Below are 15,799 nucleotides of genomic sequence, written 5' to 3'. Positions count from 1 at the left end.
CCGAAAATTAAACAGGTTGATCGAGATTAACCCGAGTTAACCAATGACCAGGTCGGCCGCCCGGCGCCGTGCCAGCACGCGTTCGATGTTGGGCATGTCGTTGGAGGCGATCCAGGCGCGCGCGTCGGCTTCGGAACGGCCATGCTCGTGCCAGCGTTCCATCAGGCGGCGTTCGAGCTCATTGCGCGGCACGTCGACGAAGATCGAGAAATCGAACAGCGGCGCCAGCCGCGACCAAGGCTCCTCGTCGAGCAACAGGTAATTGCCTTCGACCAGGATGAACTTGGTCTCGGCACCGACGATCGCCGCGGCGGCGCGCGACAATTCCATGTCGCGGTCGAAGACCGGAATGGCGATTTCGGGCTCGCCGGCGCGGATGCGCTTCAGAAGCGCCTCGAAGCCGCCGAAGTCGAACGTGTCGGGCGCGCCCTTTCGCGCGCGCAGGCCGCGCGCGTCGAGCACGATATCGTCATAGTGGAAGCCATCCATGGGCACGACTTCCACAGCGCCTTCCGGCAAAAGGTCATGCAGGCTTGCCGATAATGTCGATTTGCCGGCGCCCGGCGGTCCGGCGATGGCGACGATGAAGCGCTTCGCCTTGCCGGCGCGCTTGAAGATGGTGGCGGCGAGGTGGGCGATTTCGGACATTTTGGCTCCTTCCGCACGATTTCAGACGCATCTTGTCGGCGGTCGCTGGAAATTTCAAACCGCGATTTGCACGATTTAGAGCGAACAGGCGTGGAAGTCAGCGCTGGCGAATGCGATTAATCCTTACGGCTTTGCCCTTCAGCGTGCCGCTGGCAGGCCGATGCGCAGGAATTCGCTGTCGAACGGGACCTCCGATGCCGCCGCGCCAGCCAACCGCAGACGGCCATCCGCCGTGGTGATCTCCCGTGGTGGCTCGCCGCCCGACAGCGGTAACGCGCCGATGACATGGCGGAACGAGACGCCGCGGTCCTCGCCAAGCGCGAATGCCGTCGCCACGCCTTCGCGCTTCAGCCAGTTGTCGCCGAGCGAGGCGGCGTGGCCAATCGCCGTGCGCCCATCCTCGATGCCGAGCACACCGAGATGGCGGCCGCTCCACGGCGCGTAGTCGCGCCCGCCATTGCTGAACCACAGCATGGTGACCGGCAGTTCGGCCGGGTTCTTCAGCACCAGCACCAGATCGTCCTCGGCGTGGCGGGCAAGCGCGGTCCAGCCCGGGCCGCCATGGTCGGCCTCGACCAGAGTGAGGAAATCCTCGCGCCGGTGCTCTATGCGGTAGTTCGTGAGATCCAGCGTGCCGCCGCCGGCAGCGGGAAAATGCGCGAGGTCGGACGACCGCGCCGGATACGCCAGCATGAAGCGGCCGCGCCCGGGGTCCGGCTCCAGCGGATCGGCCGGGGTGGCGGCAAACCGCTTCGGCGAGAACGCCAGCCTGCCGCCGCCTTCCATCGCCGTCATCGGGTGGTGGGCGACCGAGATCGCGCCGGACCCACCGGAAAACACATGTTCCTGGTAGAGGAAGGGATGGTCGTCGCGCAGCGTGAAAATCTTGTCGACGCCGGCACCCATCACCTTGTGGCGCAGCCGGAAGACAGCGCGCCATCCGCCATCCGTGGCGCCGCTGTCGACCACATCCCAGGCACTGTTGGCCGGCCAGCCATGCAGCGGCGCCTCCTCGACATCGCTGCGCGAAAACGGCGCGCAGAGAAAGTCGCCGGAGAGCCGGACGGTGCCCTGCGGCAGGTCAGGAGGCAGCGTCTCGCCGGCGTCGACCCAAGGTGCGCGGTGCAGTGGCCTGAGCTTGCGCCCGTTACTTTCAATGACCATGTCGGCGATGTGGCCGACCGTGAGGTCGAGCGAAACCGAGATGCCCTTGGCGTTGATCGTGACTGTATCCATGGCGCTCTCACCCGAATCTGACGGTGCGAACAGAACCCGTTCCGTGTGGATTGCGCAAGCGCAGCGTCAGGCATTTTGCATCAGGGTGGAGGGATGTATTGTCGAACGTGAAGCGGATTTCCTTTCGAGGCTAGCGCCCTACGAAGCCCCCTCTCCGGCCGCTACGCGGCCACCTCTCCCCCGCCTTCGGCAGGGGCGAGGAAACCAGGTCGTGCTGCACTCGACATTCCCAGGGCTAACCGGCATTAACCAAATGGACGCATCCGCCGCGTTACGTTAGCTTCGCCTTATCTCAGCAACAGCATTGCCAGAACAGTCCAGCCCTTGTCCTTTTCGCGTCTCTTTCCGCTCTTCCAGAAAATCCTGGCTGCCCTCACCCTGGCGGCCATGGTTGCCGGCTGCTCGACCATAACCCCGCCCGACAGCGTGTTGGCCGTTCCGGCACCGCCGCAGAAATACGCGGCCATCGTCGTCGATGGACGGAGCGGCAAGCAGCTGTTCGAGGTCAATTCGACGGCGCAGCGCTATCCGGCGTCGCTGACCAAGATGATGACGCTCTATCTGCTGTTCGAGGCGATGGAGACGGGCCGCGTCACCAAGGAGACGCAGATCCCGGTTTCCGACCACGCCGCCTCGCAGCCGCCGACCAAGATGCGCTTCCGGCGCGGCGAGACGATCGACGTCGATTCCGCCATCCGCGCCATCGTCGTCAAATCGGCCAATGACGTGGCGGTGGCGGTGGGCGAATATCTCGGCGGCTCGGAGGACCAGTTCGCCGCCATGATGACCTCCAAGGCGCGCCAGCTCGGCATGAGCAGCACCACCTTCCGCAACGCGTCGGGCCTGCCCGACGACGGCCAGATGACGACCGCGCACGACATGGCGGTGCTCGGCATGTCGTTGCAGCGGCGCTTCCCGCAGCACTTCCACTATTTCTCCGAAAGCGACTTCATGTTCCGTGGCAGGCTGGTACGCGGCCATAACGACATGCTCGGTCGCGTGCGCGGCGTCAACGGCATCAAGACCGGCTATATCAGGGCCTCCGGCTTCAACATCGTCACCTCCTACGACGCCGACGGCCGCCAGTTGATCGTGGTAGTGATGGGCGCCGACAGCGCCCGCCAGCGCAACGACCATGTCGAAGCGCTGATCCAGCGCAGCCTGTCGCCCACCATGGCCGACACCAAGACCAGGCTGATGTTCGCCGAACAGCAGTGAGGTGGGGAGCCTCCCCATCTCTTCGTCATCCACGGGCGGAGCAAGGAGCGAAGCGATGTGGCGCAGACCCGAGGATCCATGCCGCGACCTCGGGGCGCCGCCACGGTGCGGATCCTGCTCCGCTGCACCCCGCAGCCGGCTATTGTCTTGCGACTGTCACGCAATCGTGCGGAAGACGTGGCATAGGCTGCGGAATCCGACGGTGGATATGCCCCACCGCGATGGCGTATTCTAAACTAAGCACGACAGCAGGAGCCCATCATGAGCACCGTTCCCAAGGCATCCGAGCAGAAGTCGGCCGACAATGAGAACGACAGCGGCGGCGAATATTTCGAGGCGCCGACCACCGAAGCGGATCTGCACGGCGTTTCCGACGAGCATTTCGATACGCCCGAAGTGCCGGATTCCGAACCGTCAGGGCCTGGCACATCGCGGCTGAAGCCGAAGAAAAAGCCATCGGCGATCTCGGGCCGCAAATTCCGCAAGCGCGACCTTGTGCGCATCGATACGCTGCGCCCGAGTCTCGCCGACCGCATTCACTCGGACCACCCCGACCTGCCCAAGGGCGCCCGCATCAGCCGCGAGGAGCTCGGCCGCTACCGCATGCGCTACATGGAGGAGCTGCTGCAGCAGGAGCACGGCGAATTCTCCGAGCTCGACCGCCAGGTGGTGGAATCGATCGCCCGGCAGGACACGATTTCGGAAAACAGCGAAGAAGAATTCGAGGAGCACCGGACGTTCGCCGACCGCGTCTCCGACGGCATGGCCGCCTTCGGCGGCAGCTGGTGGTTCCTGATCTCGTTCGGCAGCGTGCTTCTGGTGTGGATCGGCATCAACCTGTTCGAAGGCACGACCGGCGCCTTCGATCCCTACCCCTTCATCCTGCTCAACCTGCTGCTCTCCTGCATCGCCGCCATCCAGGCGCCGATCATCATGATGAGCCAGAAGCGCCAGGAGGTGAAAGACCGCCTGCGCTCCTTCAACGACTACCGCGTCAACCTCAAGGCCGAGCTCGAAGTGCGCCATCTGCACGAAAAGCTCGACTACCTCATCTCGCGCCAATGGACGCGGCTGGCGGAGATGCAGCAGATGCAGCTCGATGCCATGCATGAACTGGCGAGTGCGAAGAAGGCGAAGCGGGCGACGCGCGCGCGGCGGCCGGTGAAGAGCCCGGCGGGGGAGTAAGGGGCGGTGCCCCGCAGTGGACGAGGTCTCTGCCACCAAGCCCCGACCACTCTAACTCTTTGCGTTACGCAAACGCATAATTCCTGTAATTGCTTTAGTACTCAATCGAGCTCGATCCAAGCTGGCGCATGGTCGCTTGGCTTCTCCCAGGCGCGCAATTCGACGTCCACCCCGGCATTGCGCAGTTTGTCCGAAAGGGAAGGGCTCACGAGCAGGTGGTCCATTCGGAGGCCGGAACTTCGATCGTAGCCGCCCCGGTATGAGAAGTTCCAGTATGTGTAGATGCCCTTCTCGGGGTGGATGCGCCGGACGGCATCGATCCAACCATTCCCCAGCATTTCGGCGTAGGCTTGCCTGCTCTCCGGAAAGTACACCGCGTCCCCTAGCCATCGTCCGGGCACCACGGCGTCGATTGCGGTTGGAACGACGTTATAGTCGCCGCAGAGAATGCTAGCGCCGTCTGTGACTAGCAGCTGGCCGTAGCTGATCAGGCGATCGAACCAGCGGAGCTTGTAGTCGAATTTTGGACCTGGCGCCGGGTTGCCGTTGGGCAGGTAGAGACAACCCACGACAAGCCCATTCACCTCGGCCTCGATGTAGCGGCTGTGAGTGTCGTCTGGATCCCCGGGCAGACCTCGCCGACGTTCTAGTGGTTTTGTCCCTCGAGCTAGGATAGCTACACCGTTGTAAGACTTCTGCCCGTGCCAGATCGCGCCGTAACCCGCGTCCAGGATCGCATCAGCAGGGAACTTGTCGTCGGATGTCTTTAGCTCTTGAAGGCAGACAATGTCGTACGTGGTTTCACTCAGCCATTTGAGCAGCACCGGCAGGCGGCTGTTGACGCCGTTCACGTTGAACGTTGCGATGCGAGTCATTGGACTTTCCGTAGGCTAGGCAGCGCTTCTCAACGCCGGACCGTTCACTACGATCCCGGTCTAAGTGCAAAATCGGGAGGTTCAACGGAACCGGATGCAGTTGTTTCTTGGCGTCTGACGATCCAATGCCCCTGAGCCAGTCAAATCGGCCCAGGAGGCGCCGTGAGCAACTCGCAAAGGGCGTCCCCCGAAGCAGCCGGAGAGCCAATGGGCCGCTCCGCGTCGGCCGCATAGAAAAGGCCGCCCCAACCGAATGCAGATGGAACAGCCTTCTCATGGCATAGCGGTGTTAATAGGCTTTTTTGGACGCCGCGGTCTTCGCGGTGTGCTTCTTGTGCTTCACCGGGCTCTTGTGCTTAACCGGGCACTTGTGCTTCTTCGTCGGCTTGCAAGCCTTCTTGGTCGTAACGTTCTTCGCGTGCGGCTTCGCAGTCGTTGCCGCCTTGGTCGTTGCGGTCGCAGCTGGAGCGGTCGTCTTGGTGGCGGCGGCGGTACCGGGAGCTGGCATCGACAAAGCCAGCGCAACGGCGAGACCGAGGGCGGAGAGAAGGGACTTGTTCATGGTTTTTTCTCCTTGCTATGCAGGTCGGTTTTCACTGCATCCGGATCGATCGGCGTCACGCCAAGCAGCTTCACAGCATTTGCGAGCATTCGGATTCCCTGTGCCTGCTTCTTGTTGGCGCAGAACCGATTTCCCTTTCTTTGCAGCGCTTTCGCCGCGGTGACCTGCGTTGACGCGGCATGGGTTTCGAGGGCTTCGTCAACTTGGCGGCTGAGATTGGTGCAGCGCTCGGTTCGGGTCGCCGCAACCTTTGCCTCGCCAGCTTCGACCGGACTGGTAGCGAGCGAAATGCCGAGCAACGCACTCATCAAGCTGATCGAGAACCTTTGCATCGCTTGTCGCCAATCCGAACAAGTGCCGCAGTGCGGCAGCCGATGAAACCCTCTCCAGCCAATTCTACGCCCGAACGATTTCTGGAGTTTTTCTGGTTTATTTCTGAATTGTGTCTGAGGCCGCGCGCGCGCTTTGCCCCGCGTAAAAACGGAACATCGGGGCCCATTGGGGAGTGTTGCGAAGCCCTTCGAAAAGGTCCGCCCCGATCGCCTCGGGTGCGGCAACTTTCGTATCAGTCTGGCATGAATTCGCTACGGCCTCGGCAAGCATCGCCCGCCTCCGAGTCCAGCAAAGGCTCAGGCATCCCAGTTCCGCCAGCCTCTACTGCTTGGCGGCGGCTTCCAGGTAGGCGATCACATTGGCGACGTCGGCATCGTTCGGGAGCCCGGCGAAGGGCATCTTGTTGCCGGGCACCTTTGTCTTCGGCGACTTGATGTATTCAGCGAGATTGGCCTCGTCCCAGACCAGGCCGCCCGCACCTGCCTTCTTCATCGCGTCGGAATATTTGGCCTGGAAGCTCGGCAGCGAACCTGCCTTTCGGCCGATGACGCCATGCAAGGATGGACCGATCTTGTCCTTGTCGGTCGTCGCTTCATGGCAGACCATGCATTTGGTGAAGATCTTCTTGCCGGCGTCGGCATCGCCCGCTGCAAAGGCCGGGGTGGTCGCGATAAATGAAATCGCAAGAAGGGCCGCGTTCAGTCTCATGGCATTCTCCTCCCTCAAATCGGCGCCGTCCGCGCCGTGGATGCTAGCGCATGTCGCCCGAAAGTAACCTCGATTTTGGTACAGCGACATGCATAAGGCTAAAATTAGCGGGCCGCACGCCCCCTTTTCGACGCCACGCGCTTCAATGCCGCGCACGGTAACGCATCAAACGGTATTTAGGTTGCAGACCGGGCGGCCGAACGCGACAAGGCCGGGGAACAATGCTATGATACCGGCGGTGCAGGTCGCGGTTTCGCGTGGCCAGTCACGCAGACGGCAACACCGAAAACCGCGACCGAACCGGGCCCGATCCTGGAGGGAATGGTCATGGCAAATTTCCATGTCTACGCAGCAGGCACCGGCAGCAAGCTCGAACATCCCGCTATCCGCCGGATAGGGGTTGCGGATGTTTTTGACGCGCTTCGCCGGGGATTTGACGATTTTTGGGAAAAACCCTCGCACTACGTCTTTTTATGCCTGATCTATCCGGTTGCCGGTATCGTGCTGATCACCTGGAGCTCCGGCGGGAACGCGCTTCAGCTCGTCTACCCACTGATGACCGGCTTCGCGCTTCTAGGCCCCTTCGCCGCGCTTGGCCTCTATGAGATCAGCCGCCGGCGCGAACAGCAACTCGACGCGTCGTGGCGACATGCCTTCGACGTCCGAAAATCGCCCGCCATGCCGGCTATCGCCGCTCTCGGGATCATGCTGGGGGTGCTGTTCATCGCCTGGCTGGTAACCGCGCGCGCGCTCTATGCCTACCTCTATGGCGATGCCGCGCCGGCATCGTTCTTCAGCTTTATCGCGGATGTGCTGACCACACAGCGCGGCTGGACGCTGATCATTCTGGGCAACCTCATCGGTTTTCTGTTTGCCCTTGTCGTGCTCAGCACCACGGTCGTCGCCTTCCCGCTGCTGCTCGACCGCGACATCGGCGCCTACGCGGCTGTCGAGACTTCGGCGCGAGCGGTCATGACGAACCCGGTGCCGCTGCTGCTGTGGGGTCTCATCGTCGCCGTTGCGCTGGGTCTCGGCTCGCTGCCGCTGCTCGTCGGCCTGGCCGTGGTGCTGCCCGTGCTCGGCCATTCGACCTGGCACCTTTACCGCAAGCTGATCGAACCGGCGCCAGCCCCTGCCGCAGCCAAGGCAAAAACACGCAAAGGGAGCTGATCCGATTTGCCCAGTGCATGTCGCCCGGAAGTGTCCTCGGTTCCGGGACAACGACATGCATAAAATCAGAAGCTTAACAGCAGGTCGGGCGAATCCCATTCGCCGCGACATGCTGTAGTGCATGCGCGCAAAGGTGGCGCGGCAACGACATGTACAAAATAGAGACCGGCGTCGCCTTGCCGCCGATTGCTCGACGAAGGAGCGGCGCCCACCCTGTAAAGAGGCGGGCGCTTCTGGTTCACGCCGGATGGCTGAAGCGAGCGACCCGCGCATCCCTCAACAGATTGCGGAAGTCGCCGCCCGTGACATGCACCAGCGTCTTGTGATCGCCGGCTTCGAAATAGACATCGTCTTCGGCGCCAAAGCTTTCGTCGAGAATGACCGGCACGCCATAGGCGGCGCCCAGGGGCGGCACGGCGCCAATGTCGCAGTCGCTGAACACCTCGCCGATTTCATCTTCGGAAGCGAGGCCAAGGCGTCTGTCGACCACGTCCTGCAACGTATTGAACTCGACCCGGTGGCTGCTCGGAACCACCGCCAGCGCATAACCCATCTCGTGATGGACCAGCACCGATTTGGCGAGTCGTCGGCCCGGAACATGCGCTGCCTGCGCCGTCTGGCTGCTGGTCGCGGTTCTGTGGTGGGCAACGGTATCGTAGGCGATGCCCCTGCCGGCAATATAGTCCTGGAGTTTTCTTGCGATCGTCATCGTAGGCGCCTTTCTGTTGGAGGTGGGGACGCGTCTGAGAACGAGACGCCATTGTCCTCCCGTCATTTTTCCTGTCAACGAAGAAACGCGATCCGGCGAGCCGTCTATGGCCCCATGCCGAATGACAGGACACGGGTCAGTTCGGTGTAACCGGACTCGAGAACCATGATCCACACGAACACAAGGATCAGCAGCGGCGGCACCAGGATCGCATAGGCAAGCGCCAGCCGCTCCCAGGCCATGTGCATGAACACGGCGACGATCAGCCCGGCCTTGAGCATCATGAAGGTGATGATCAGGCCCCATCTGAGATGGCCCTGGAGGCCGAAATAGTCGATGCTGTAGGAGCCGGCGCTGAGGATGAACAGCCAGCCCCAGACGACGAGATAGAGCCTGATCGGGTGCTGCTGGCCTTCCGCGTGTCCCACCGCCTGCGAGGGAGCGTGTCCTTGCAGCCCTTGTTCCTGCGCTTCTGCCTGTGCCATCGCTCCACCTCACCAAAGATAGAAGAATGCGAAGATGAATACCCACACCAGATCGACGAAGTGCCAGTAGAGCCCCATGATCTCGACGCTCTCGTACCGGCCGCGCCGGCTGGTGAAGAACCCGCGCGCGCCGGCTTCGAAGTCGCCGCGCCACACCTTGCGCGCGGTGATCAACAGGAAGATCACACCGATGGTCACATGGGTGCCGTGGAACCCGGTGATCATGAAGAAGGATGAACCGAATTGCACGGCGCCCCAAGGATTTCCCCAGGGCCGCACGCCCTCGGTGATGAGCTTCGTCCACTCGAAAGCCTGCATGCCGACGAAGGTCGCGCCCAGAGCGGCTGTGAGCAGCATCAACGCCGCGGTCTTCCTGCGATCGTGCCGGTAGCCGAAATTGACCGCCATGGCCATTGTGCCGCTCGACGAGATCAGCACGAAGGTCATGATCGCGATCAGGATCAGCGGAATGTCCTGGCCGAACATGTGCAGCGCGAAAACCTCGCTCGGGTTGGGCCAAGGCACCGTCGTCGACATGCGCGCGGTCATGTAGGACAACAGGAAGCAGCCAAAGATGAACGTGTCGCTGAGCAGGAAGATCCACATCATGGCCTTGCCCCAGGAGACGTTCTTGAACGCCCTCTGGTCGGATGACCAGTCGGCCGCGATGCCGCGCAGGCCTGGCGGCCGCGGAGCGACCGGTGCGGCGTGTTGCAGCGTGGTCTCGGCCATGAGCATTTCCTCCTTGGGTACGGCCTCCGTGGGTACGGCCCGGGGCGCGGCCGTCTAGGTCAAGAGCCCCCGGCAGATGTCGATCACGTTATCCGCCCAGCCCATGAGCACGCAAAAAAGCACCAGCCAGACGGCAAGCAGGATGTGCCAGTATATCGCGCAGAGCTCGGTCGACAGAACGAGGCTTCCGGATCGGACGCCTCGCCATGCGCGCACATTGACCCGGCCGAGCGCCACCAATCCGCCGGTGATGTGAAGGCCGTGCATCGCGGTCAGGAGATAGAAGAAGCTGGCAGCCGGGTTCTCTGTCGCGAAATAGCCTTCGGCGGCGAAATCGCGCCAGGCGAGCAATTGCCCAGCCAGGAACGCCAACGATGCCAGGGCGCCGGCGAGAAGGGCAAGTCGGAGATTGTCCAGTTGGGCTTTGTGCGCGGCAGACACCGCGCCTTGCAGCGCCAAGCTCGCCAGCACCAGCATGGCGGTGTTGAGCCACAGCAGCCTCGGAGCCGGAGCGGCCTGCCAGTCGGCATAGTCCATGCGCATGACATAGGCGCTGATCATGAGCGCGAACAGCGCGCCGACCACGGCAAGGAACACGCCGAGCCCGATCTTGGCCGGATGCATGAGCGACGCTTCCGTCTGCGGAAACGCCGTGACCGGCCCGGCCTCGAGCCACGGCTTGGACATCAGCCGCTGGCGCGACAGCCACCAGCCGACAACGCCGGTTACGGCGGCCAGGAAGATCAGGATCGCGATCATGCGGGGCCGCCTTGCGTCAATGGACGCGGATCGTTCTGTGCAATGAAGTCTTCCGGCGCGCCGGGCACGCTGTAGTCATAGGCCCAGCGGTAGACCACCGGCAGCTCCTTGCCGAAATTGCCGTGTGGCGGCGGCGTGCCGGCCGTCTGCCACTCGAGCGTCGTCGCCCGCCACGGATTGTCGCCTGCTGGCCGTCCATGGCGAATGCTCCAAAGCAGGTTGAACAGGAACACCATCTGGGCGAAGCCGACGATCAGCGCGGCCACGGTGATGAACTCGTTCAGCGTATGCACCGAAGGCGGGACGAAGGCCGTATCGCCGAGCTCGGGATAGCGGCGCGGCACGCCGACCAGCCCGATATAGTGCATCGGGAAGAAGATCATGTAGGTACCGATGAAGGTCACCCAGAAGTGGAAGCGGCCCATCGCCTCGTTGAGCATCCGGCCGGTGATCTTGGGGTACCAATGATAGATTGCACCGAATACCACCATGATCGGCGCCACGCCCATCACCATGTGAAAATGCGCGACGACGAACATCGTATCCGACAGCGGCACGTCGACCACCACATTGCCGAGGAACAGCCCGGTCAGCCCGCCATTGACGAAGGTGACGATGAAAGAGAGCGCAAACAGCATCGGGATGGTCAGGTGGATGTCGCCGCGCCACAATGTCAGCACCCAATTGTAGACCTTAATGGCGGTGGGGATGGCGATGATCAGCGTGGTGGTGGCGAAGAAGAAGCCGAAATAGGGATGCATGCCCGAGACATACATGTGGTGTGCCCAGACGACGAAGGAGAGCGCGCCGATGCTGACGATCGCCCACACCATCATGCGATAGCCGAAGATGTTCTTGCGCGCATGCGTGCTGATGAGGTCGGAGACGATGCCGAAGGCAGGCAGCGCCACGATGTAGACTTCAGGATGGCCGAAGAACCAGAACAGGTGCTGGAACATGATCGGGCTGCCGCCATCGTGCGGTAGTGGGGTGGTGCCCATTTCCACGATCGCCGGCATGAAGAAACTCGAGCCGATCGCGCGGTCGAACAGCATCATGACGCAGGCGACGAAGAGCGCCGGGAAGGCCAGCAGCGCCATGACCGTGGCGGTGAAAATACCCCAGACGGTCAACGGCAGGCGCATCAGCGTCATGCCGCGCGTGCGACCCTGAAGCACGGTCACCACATAGTTGAGGCCGCCCATGGTGAAACCGATGATGAACAGGATCAGCGACACGAGCATCAGGATGATGCCCCAATCCTGTCCGCCGGGCGTGCCCGAGGTAATGGCCTGCGGCGGATAGAGCGTCCAACCGGCGCCTGTCGGCCCCCCTGGCGCAAAGAAGCTGCCGACGAGCACCAGAACGGCAAGCAGATAGATCCAGTAGCTCAGCATGTTGACATAGGGAAACACCATGTCGCGCGAGCCGACCATCAACGGAATGAGATAATTGCCGAAGCCGCCAAGGAACAGCGCGGTCAACAGGTAGATCACCATGATCATGCCGTGCATGGTCATGAATTGATAATACATGTCCGGCGAGATGGACGCGAAAGTGTCGGGAAAGCCAAGCTTCAGGCGCATCAGCCAGGACAGCACCAGCGCGACGAGCCCGATGGACAGCGCCGTGCCGGCATATTGGATGGCGATGACCTTGGCATCTTGTGAAAAGACGTATCTCGTCCACCAGCTGTGCGGGTGATAGAGTTCCACCTCCGCCACTTCCGCGGCCGGAATGAAATCTGCTCCATGAGGCGTGACGTCGACCATCCCTGAACCTCTCCGCTCTTTCCGGTCCTCCGCGGGGCCGGTTTCATCGATGCCTTACTCTGCCTTCGCCCGTGCCGTCGCTGGCGCAGCAAGCACGCCCACCTTGGCGGGTGCCGACATCTGGGCAAAGGTCGACTGCTGCTGCAGCCAGGCCAGATAATCCTCTGGGGTGTCGACCTTCACGACGCCACGCATGAAGGCGTGACCGACGCCGCAAAGCTCGGCGCAAAGAACTTCGAAACTCCCTGTCTTGGTGGGGGTGAACCAGAAATAGGTGACCGTGCCGGGAACCATGTCCATCTTGGCGCGGAACTCCGGCACGTAAAAATCGTGCAGCACGTCGATCGAGCGCAGCAACACCTTGACCGGCTTGCCGATCGGCAGATGCAGATCGGTCGCCACGACGACGACATCGTCCTGACCGTTCGGGTCCTGCGGGTTGATGCCAAGCGGGTTCTCGGAACCGATGAGCCGGGCGTTCGAGGTGCCAAGCTTGCCGTCCGCGCCAGGCAAGCGGAAGCTCCATTGCCATTGCTGCGCAACGACCTCGATCTCGGTCGCGTCCTTGGGAACGGTGACGAACTGGCTCCACACGAACAGCCCGGGCGCCAACAATGCCGCGACGCCGACAGCGGTGACCACGGTCAGCCAGGATTCGAGCTTCCTGCTTTCGGGCTCGTAGTGCGCCTTCTGCCCTTCCTTGTGCCGGAAGCGGTACACGCAATATGCCATGAACAGCACGACAGCGGAGAAGACCGTCCCGGTGATCCAGAACGTGATGACGAGAGTGCTGTCGATATAGCCCCAGTTGGAGGCTATCGGCGTCCACCACCAAGGGCTCAGCACATGGAACAGCACCGAGCCGACGACAATCAGAACGAGTACGAGCACAACGGCCATCCTCGGTTCCTCCCGGCGTTCCGAGGGACTCTGTCCCGCAGGAAGGCCGCGCCCATTATGCGCGACTTACTTCGGAAATACTAGGGCACGTGGCTGGCGGGGGGAACGTCATACTTTGCAGGGGCGACGCGCGCGCGACGGACGGTGGAGAGCGAGGCGGGGCAGTGAGGGACAGCGCGGATTGACCGGAAGAAGCGGGCTGCCGGCGCCCTCGGAAAGGCTCGGGTCCTCGCCTCGCAGAGTGGGGTCCGAAGGACGGGCGAGACCCGTGGCTCGCCCCGGCAGGTGGCTCGGCGAAGCGGACATGGAGACGGGAGCGTCATGCTCGACAGAGTCCTCGCCTCACGAAGGGAAATCTCCAATCCTCAATTGCCCGTTGAAGCCCGCCCCCGCTTCCGCTAAGAAGCCGTGACTTGCCGGTTCACCGGCTGGTTCGTTTTCCGGACCCTTCGTCCTGAAAGCACCCGTAGCTCAGCTGGATAGAGCGCTGCCCTCCGAAGGCAGAGGTCACAGGTTCGAATCCTGTCGGGTGCGCCACGTTCCGCCGACAGCCGCACAAAATATCTTATATTCTGATTTAAGATCAACCGGATGGCGGTATGGGCGCTATTGGGCATGGTGCTGACGTATGCCCACCATTCCGGAGCGAACCGTCGCAAATCGGCTCGTTATCGTCGAGGCCCTGACCGAGAGCGGGATCGAGGCATTCTTCGTCACGCATCTCTTCGAGTTCGCCCACAACCTCCGTGAACGGAACCTGCCGAACGCAATGTTCCTGCGTGCCGAAAGGCAGGGAGACGGAACGCGGACTTTCAAACCACACGAAGGCGTTCCGCTTCAAACAAGCTTCGGCGAAGATCTCTACCATAGAATATTCGAAGAAGCGGAATATAACAGCGCTAACCGACATCCAGGAGCTGAAGCGAGGACGGCATGAACGGGGACACGGAGAAAATCCGCATTATCAGGCTGCACGAGAAGTGGGCCGACTTTTATACGATCGTCGCTCAGGTGCTGATCCTTTTGCTGTTCGCAGGCGTCTACTTTTTGGCCGAACAGACGGGTGTCGATGCGGCGGAGCGTACTGGTGCTTTCGTGTTGCTGGGCCCCATCATTCTCGGCACGGTCATTTGGCAAGCTGCCGGCTTCGGACTTGCCCGCATCCACATGATCATCAATGGCATCGATCTAGGAGGGTCCATCCACGACGAGCGGGCTCGGGGATAGGTCGACAAGAAGATGCAGGACGTTCTTCATGCAGTGATGTGGGTGGCGCTCGGCAGTGCCTTTGGCGGCCCGGCGCGCTATTTCGTGTCGGGGCTGGTCGGCCGGCACGTCGGCGAAACTTTTCCCTGGGGCACCATGGTCGTCAACGTCAGCGGCGCTTTCGTGATCGGCCTGATTGCAGCCGCCGCGACCACCGGGGGTTTTCTACCGATGCCGTCCGCCTGGCAGCTTGCCGTCACCGGCTTCCTCGGCGCCTACACAACCGTGTCCTCCTTCAGTCTCCAGACCATGGCGCTGGCCCGCGACGGCCAGTTTCGCAAGGCGGGTAGCAATGTGGCGCTTTCCCTCGCTCTCTGCCTGTCAGCCGTGGCGCTTGGCTATGGCGTTGGCGCTTTCAGCCTTGGGATTGGCCCCGCATGAGCGAGTTCAAGGAGGCGCTTTCCGATGAAGAAGAACCGCGGCCGACGCCCAAGGCTGGTCTACGAGGGCGGGCCAGATGGCATTCGTTGCGCGAAAGGCTGCTTCTTTATGCCGTGGTTTCGCTCGGTTCGATCATCGGCAGCGTCTTGCGCGCCCTTGCCTCGCTCGCCGCGCTCGGCTGGTTCGGCCAGGGATTTCCATGGGGTACCCTGTTCGTCAACATCGTGGGTTCCTTCGTCATTGGCTTCTACGCCGCGATCACAGGGCCGGACGGACGAATCTTCGCGGGCATGTACCAGCGTCAATTCGTGATGACCGGCATTTGTGGCGGCTTCACCACCTTCTCGGTCTTCAGTCTGGAAGCCTTCCAGTCGCTTCATGCCGGTAGATTCACGCTCGCAGGGCTTTATGTCGGCATCTCCGTCATCACTTGGCTCGCATCCGTCTGGCTCGGCCACGCTCTTGCTTCACGCCTCAACCGCCTGGGAGGAACATGATCATGCAGATACCACGCCAAGCTATGCTTCTGCGGATATTCATCGGTGAGGATGATCGTGACGATGGCCACCCGCTCTACGAATCCATCGTGCTGAAGGCTCGCGAGATGCAGCTTGCCGGCGCAACCGTGCTGCGCGGCGGAATGGGCTTCGGTCAGTCCAGCCGGCTACACACTACAAAAATCCTCAGGTTATCGGAGGACTTGCCCCTGGTCGTCGAGATCGTGGACAGCGAAGAGAAGATCAATGCTTTCCTGCCGGTGCTCGAAGGCATCATGTCGAGCGGACTGGTGACGCTCGAAAAGGTGCAGGTGTTGCAGTACGGATCAAGCGGCGCCTAAATGTGAGCTTTCGGGAGGTTGT

Annotated in this window: 20 protein-coding genes and 1 tRNA gene; 9 read left to right on the top strand and 12 right to left on the bottom strand. The window is 62.1% G+C overall.

All coding sequences use genetic code 11. The features are described from left to right. Window positions 1-36 precede the first annotated feature (36 nt). Window positions 37-648: a nucleoside triphosphate hydrolase gene (locus FJW08_RS22270; protein WP_140812304.1), complete on the bottom strand. Its 612-nt coding sequence runs from the start codon at window positions 646-648 to the stop codon at window positions 37-39. Between the two features lie 138 nt (window positions 649-786). Beyond that, on the bottom strand, window positions 787-1,884 hold the full coding sequence (locus FJW08_RS22265; protein WP_140812303.1) for a hypothetical protein: 1,098 nt from the start codon (window positions 1,882-1,884) through the stop codon (window positions 787-789). A 324-nt stretch (window positions 1,885-2,208) separates the two neighbouring features. Here FJW08_RS22265 and FJW08_RS22260 point away from each other — a divergent pair, with 324 nt between their 5' ends. Continuing rightward, window positions 2,209-3,102, top strand: coding sequence for a D-alanyl-D-alanine carboxypeptidase family protein (locus FJW08_RS22260; protein WP_140757300.1), 894 nt, complete (start codon window positions 2,209-2,211; stop codon window positions 3,100-3,102). A 261-nt stretch (window positions 3,103-3,363) separates the two neighbouring features. Then, the gene (locus FJW08_RS22255) at window positions 3,364-4,287 is read left to right on the top strand and encodes a DUF1003 domain-containing protein (protein WP_140757299.1); all 924 of its coding nucleotides are present in this window, start codon (window positions 3,364-3,366) and stop codon (window positions 4,285-4,287) included. Window positions 4,288-4,388: 101 nt separating this feature from the next. Here the strand turns inward: FJW08_RS22255 and xth are convergent, their stop codons facing one another. The 4 genes from xth to FJW08_RS22235 form a co-directional block, all read right to left on the bottom strand. Continuing rightward, the gene (xth, locus tag FJW08_RS22250; RefSeq protein ID WP_140757298.1) at window positions 4,389-5,162 is read right to left on the bottom strand and encodes an exodeoxyribonuclease III; all 774 of its coding nucleotides are present in this window, start codon (window positions 5,160-5,162) and stop codon (window positions 4,389-4,391) included. A 289-nt stretch (window positions 5,163-5,451) separates the two neighbouring features. Then, window positions 5,452-5,724 (bottom strand): hypothetical protein, encoded by a 273-nt coding sequence (locus tag FJW08_RS22245; RefSeq protein ID WP_140812302.1) that lies wholly within the window; start codon window positions 5,722-5,724, stop codon window positions 5,452-5,454. After that, on the bottom strand, window positions 5,721-6,056 hold the full coding sequence (locus FJW08_RS22240; protein WP_140757294.1) for a hypothetical protein: 336 nt from the start codon (window positions 6,054-6,056) through the stop codon (window positions 5,721-5,723). The genes FJW08_RS22245 and FJW08_RS22240 overlap by 4 nt, the downstream gene beginning before the upstream one ends. A 322-nt stretch (window positions 6,057-6,378) precedes the next feature. Beyond that, the gene (locus FJW08_RS22235; protein WP_140812301.1) at window positions 6,379-6,765 is read right to left on the bottom strand and encodes a cytochrome c family protein; all 387 of its coding nucleotides are present in this window, start codon (window positions 6,763-6,765) and stop codon (window positions 6,379-6,381) included. 327 nt (window positions 6,766-7,092) lie between these two features. Here FJW08_RS22235 and FJW08_RS22230 point away from each other — a divergent pair, with 327 nt between their 5' ends. Then, window positions 7,093-7,935: a DUF2189 domain-containing protein gene (locus FJW08_RS22230; RefSeq protein WP_140812300.1), complete on the top strand. Its 843-nt coding sequence runs from the start codon at window positions 7,093-7,095 to the stop codon at window positions 7,933-7,935. 238 nt (window positions 7,936-8,173) lie between these two features. Here the strand turns inward: FJW08_RS22230 and FJW08_RS22225 are convergent, their stop codons facing one another. From FJW08_RS22225 to FJW08_RS22200, 6 genes are all read right to left on the bottom strand, one after another. Next, the gene (locus tag FJW08_RS22225; RefSeq protein WP_140757288.1) at window positions 8,174-8,644 is read right to left on the bottom strand and encodes an aminoacyl-tRNA deacylase; all 471 of its coding nucleotides are present in this window, start codon (window positions 8,642-8,644) and stop codon (window positions 8,174-8,176) included. 104 nt (window positions 8,645-8,748) lie between these two features. Further along, window positions 8,749-9,129 (bottom strand): cytochrome C oxidase subunit IV family protein, encoded by a 381-nt coding sequence (locus tag FJW08_RS22220; protein WP_140757286.1) that lies wholly within the window; start codon window positions 9,127-9,129, stop codon window positions 8,749-8,751. 9 nt (window positions 9,130-9,138) lie between these two features. Beyond that, the gene (locus FJW08_RS22215) at window positions 9,139-9,861 is read right to left on the bottom strand and encodes a heme-copper oxidase subunit III family protein (protein ID WP_140757284.1); all 723 of its coding nucleotides are present in this window, start codon (window positions 9,859-9,861) and stop codon (window positions 9,139-9,141) included. A 54-nt stretch (window positions 9,862-9,915) separates the two neighbouring features. Beyond that, a complete protein-coding gene (locus FJW08_RS22210) occupies window positions 9,916-10,620 on the bottom strand; it encodes a cytochrome c oxidase subunit 3 (RefSeq protein ID WP_140812299.1) in 705 nt (234 codons plus the stop codon). Next, window positions 10,617-12,392: a cbb3-type cytochrome c oxidase subunit I gene (locus FJW08_RS22205; protein ID WP_140812298.1), complete on the bottom strand. Its 1,776-nt coding sequence runs from the start codon at window positions 12,390-12,392 to the stop codon at window positions 10,617-10,619. Before FJW08_RS22205 ends, FJW08_RS22210 begins: the two co-directional genes overlap by 4 nt. 54 nt (window positions 12,393-12,446) lie before the next feature. After that, the gene (locus FJW08_RS22200; RefSeq protein ID WP_140757278.1) at window positions 12,447-13,292 is read right to left on the bottom strand and encodes a cytochrome c oxidase subunit II; all 846 of its coding nucleotides are present in this window, start codon (window positions 13,290-13,292) and stop codon (window positions 12,447-12,449) included. A 460-nt stretch (window positions 13,293-13,752) separates the two neighbouring features. Between FJW08_RS22200 and FJW08_RS22195 the strand changes: the two genes are divergently transcribed. The 6 genes from FJW08_RS22195 (at window position 13,753) to FJW08_RS22170 (ending at window position 15,777) form a co-directional block, all read left to right on the top strand. Continuing rightward, a tRNA-Arg gene (locus FJW08_RS22195) sits at window positions 13,753-13,829 on the top strand. Window positions 13,830-13,920: 91 nt separating this feature from the next. Next, window positions 13,921-14,229 carry a hypothetical protein gene (locus FJW08_RS22190; protein WP_140812297.1) on the top strand — a complete coding sequence of 103 codons (309 nt, stop codon included), beginning with the start codon at window positions 13,921-13,923 and terminating at the stop codon, window positions 14,227-14,229. Continuing rightward, window positions 14,226-14,519, top strand: a complete 294-nt coding sequence (locus FJW08_RS22185; RefSeq protein WP_140812296.1) for a hypothetical protein — start codon at window positions 14,226-14,228, stop codon at window positions 14,517-14,519. Before FJW08_RS22190 ends, FJW08_RS22185 begins: the two co-directional genes overlap by 4 nt. Before the next feature lie 12 nt (window positions 14,520-14,531). Continuing rightward, window positions 14,532-14,939, top strand: a complete 408-nt coding sequence (crcB, locus tag FJW08_RS22180; RefSeq protein WP_140758769.1) for a fluoride efflux transporter CrcB — start codon at window positions 14,532-14,534, stop codon at window positions 14,937-14,939. Further along, on the top strand, window positions 14,936-15,436 hold the full coding sequence (locus tag FJW08_RS22175) for a CrcB family protein (protein ID WP_140758770.1): 501 nt from the start codon (window positions 14,936-14,938) through the stop codon (window positions 15,434-15,436). The genes crcB and FJW08_RS22175 overlap by 4 nt, the downstream gene beginning before the upstream one ends. Before the next feature lie 2 nt (window positions 15,437-15,438). Next, entirely contained in the window at window positions 15,439-15,777 is a 339-nt protein-coding gene (locus tag FJW08_RS22170; protein WP_140758771.1) for a DUF190 domain-containing protein, read from the top strand. The last annotated feature ends 22 nt before the right edge of the window (window positions 15,778-15,799 follow it).

Source organism: Mesorhizobium sp. B3-2-1, from assembly GCF_006439515.1.
Lineage (GTDB): Bacteria > Pseudomonadota > Alphaproteobacteria > Rhizobiales > Rhizobiaceae > Mesorhizobium.
This window is presented reverse-complemented; position numbering and strand designations above follow the sequence as displayed.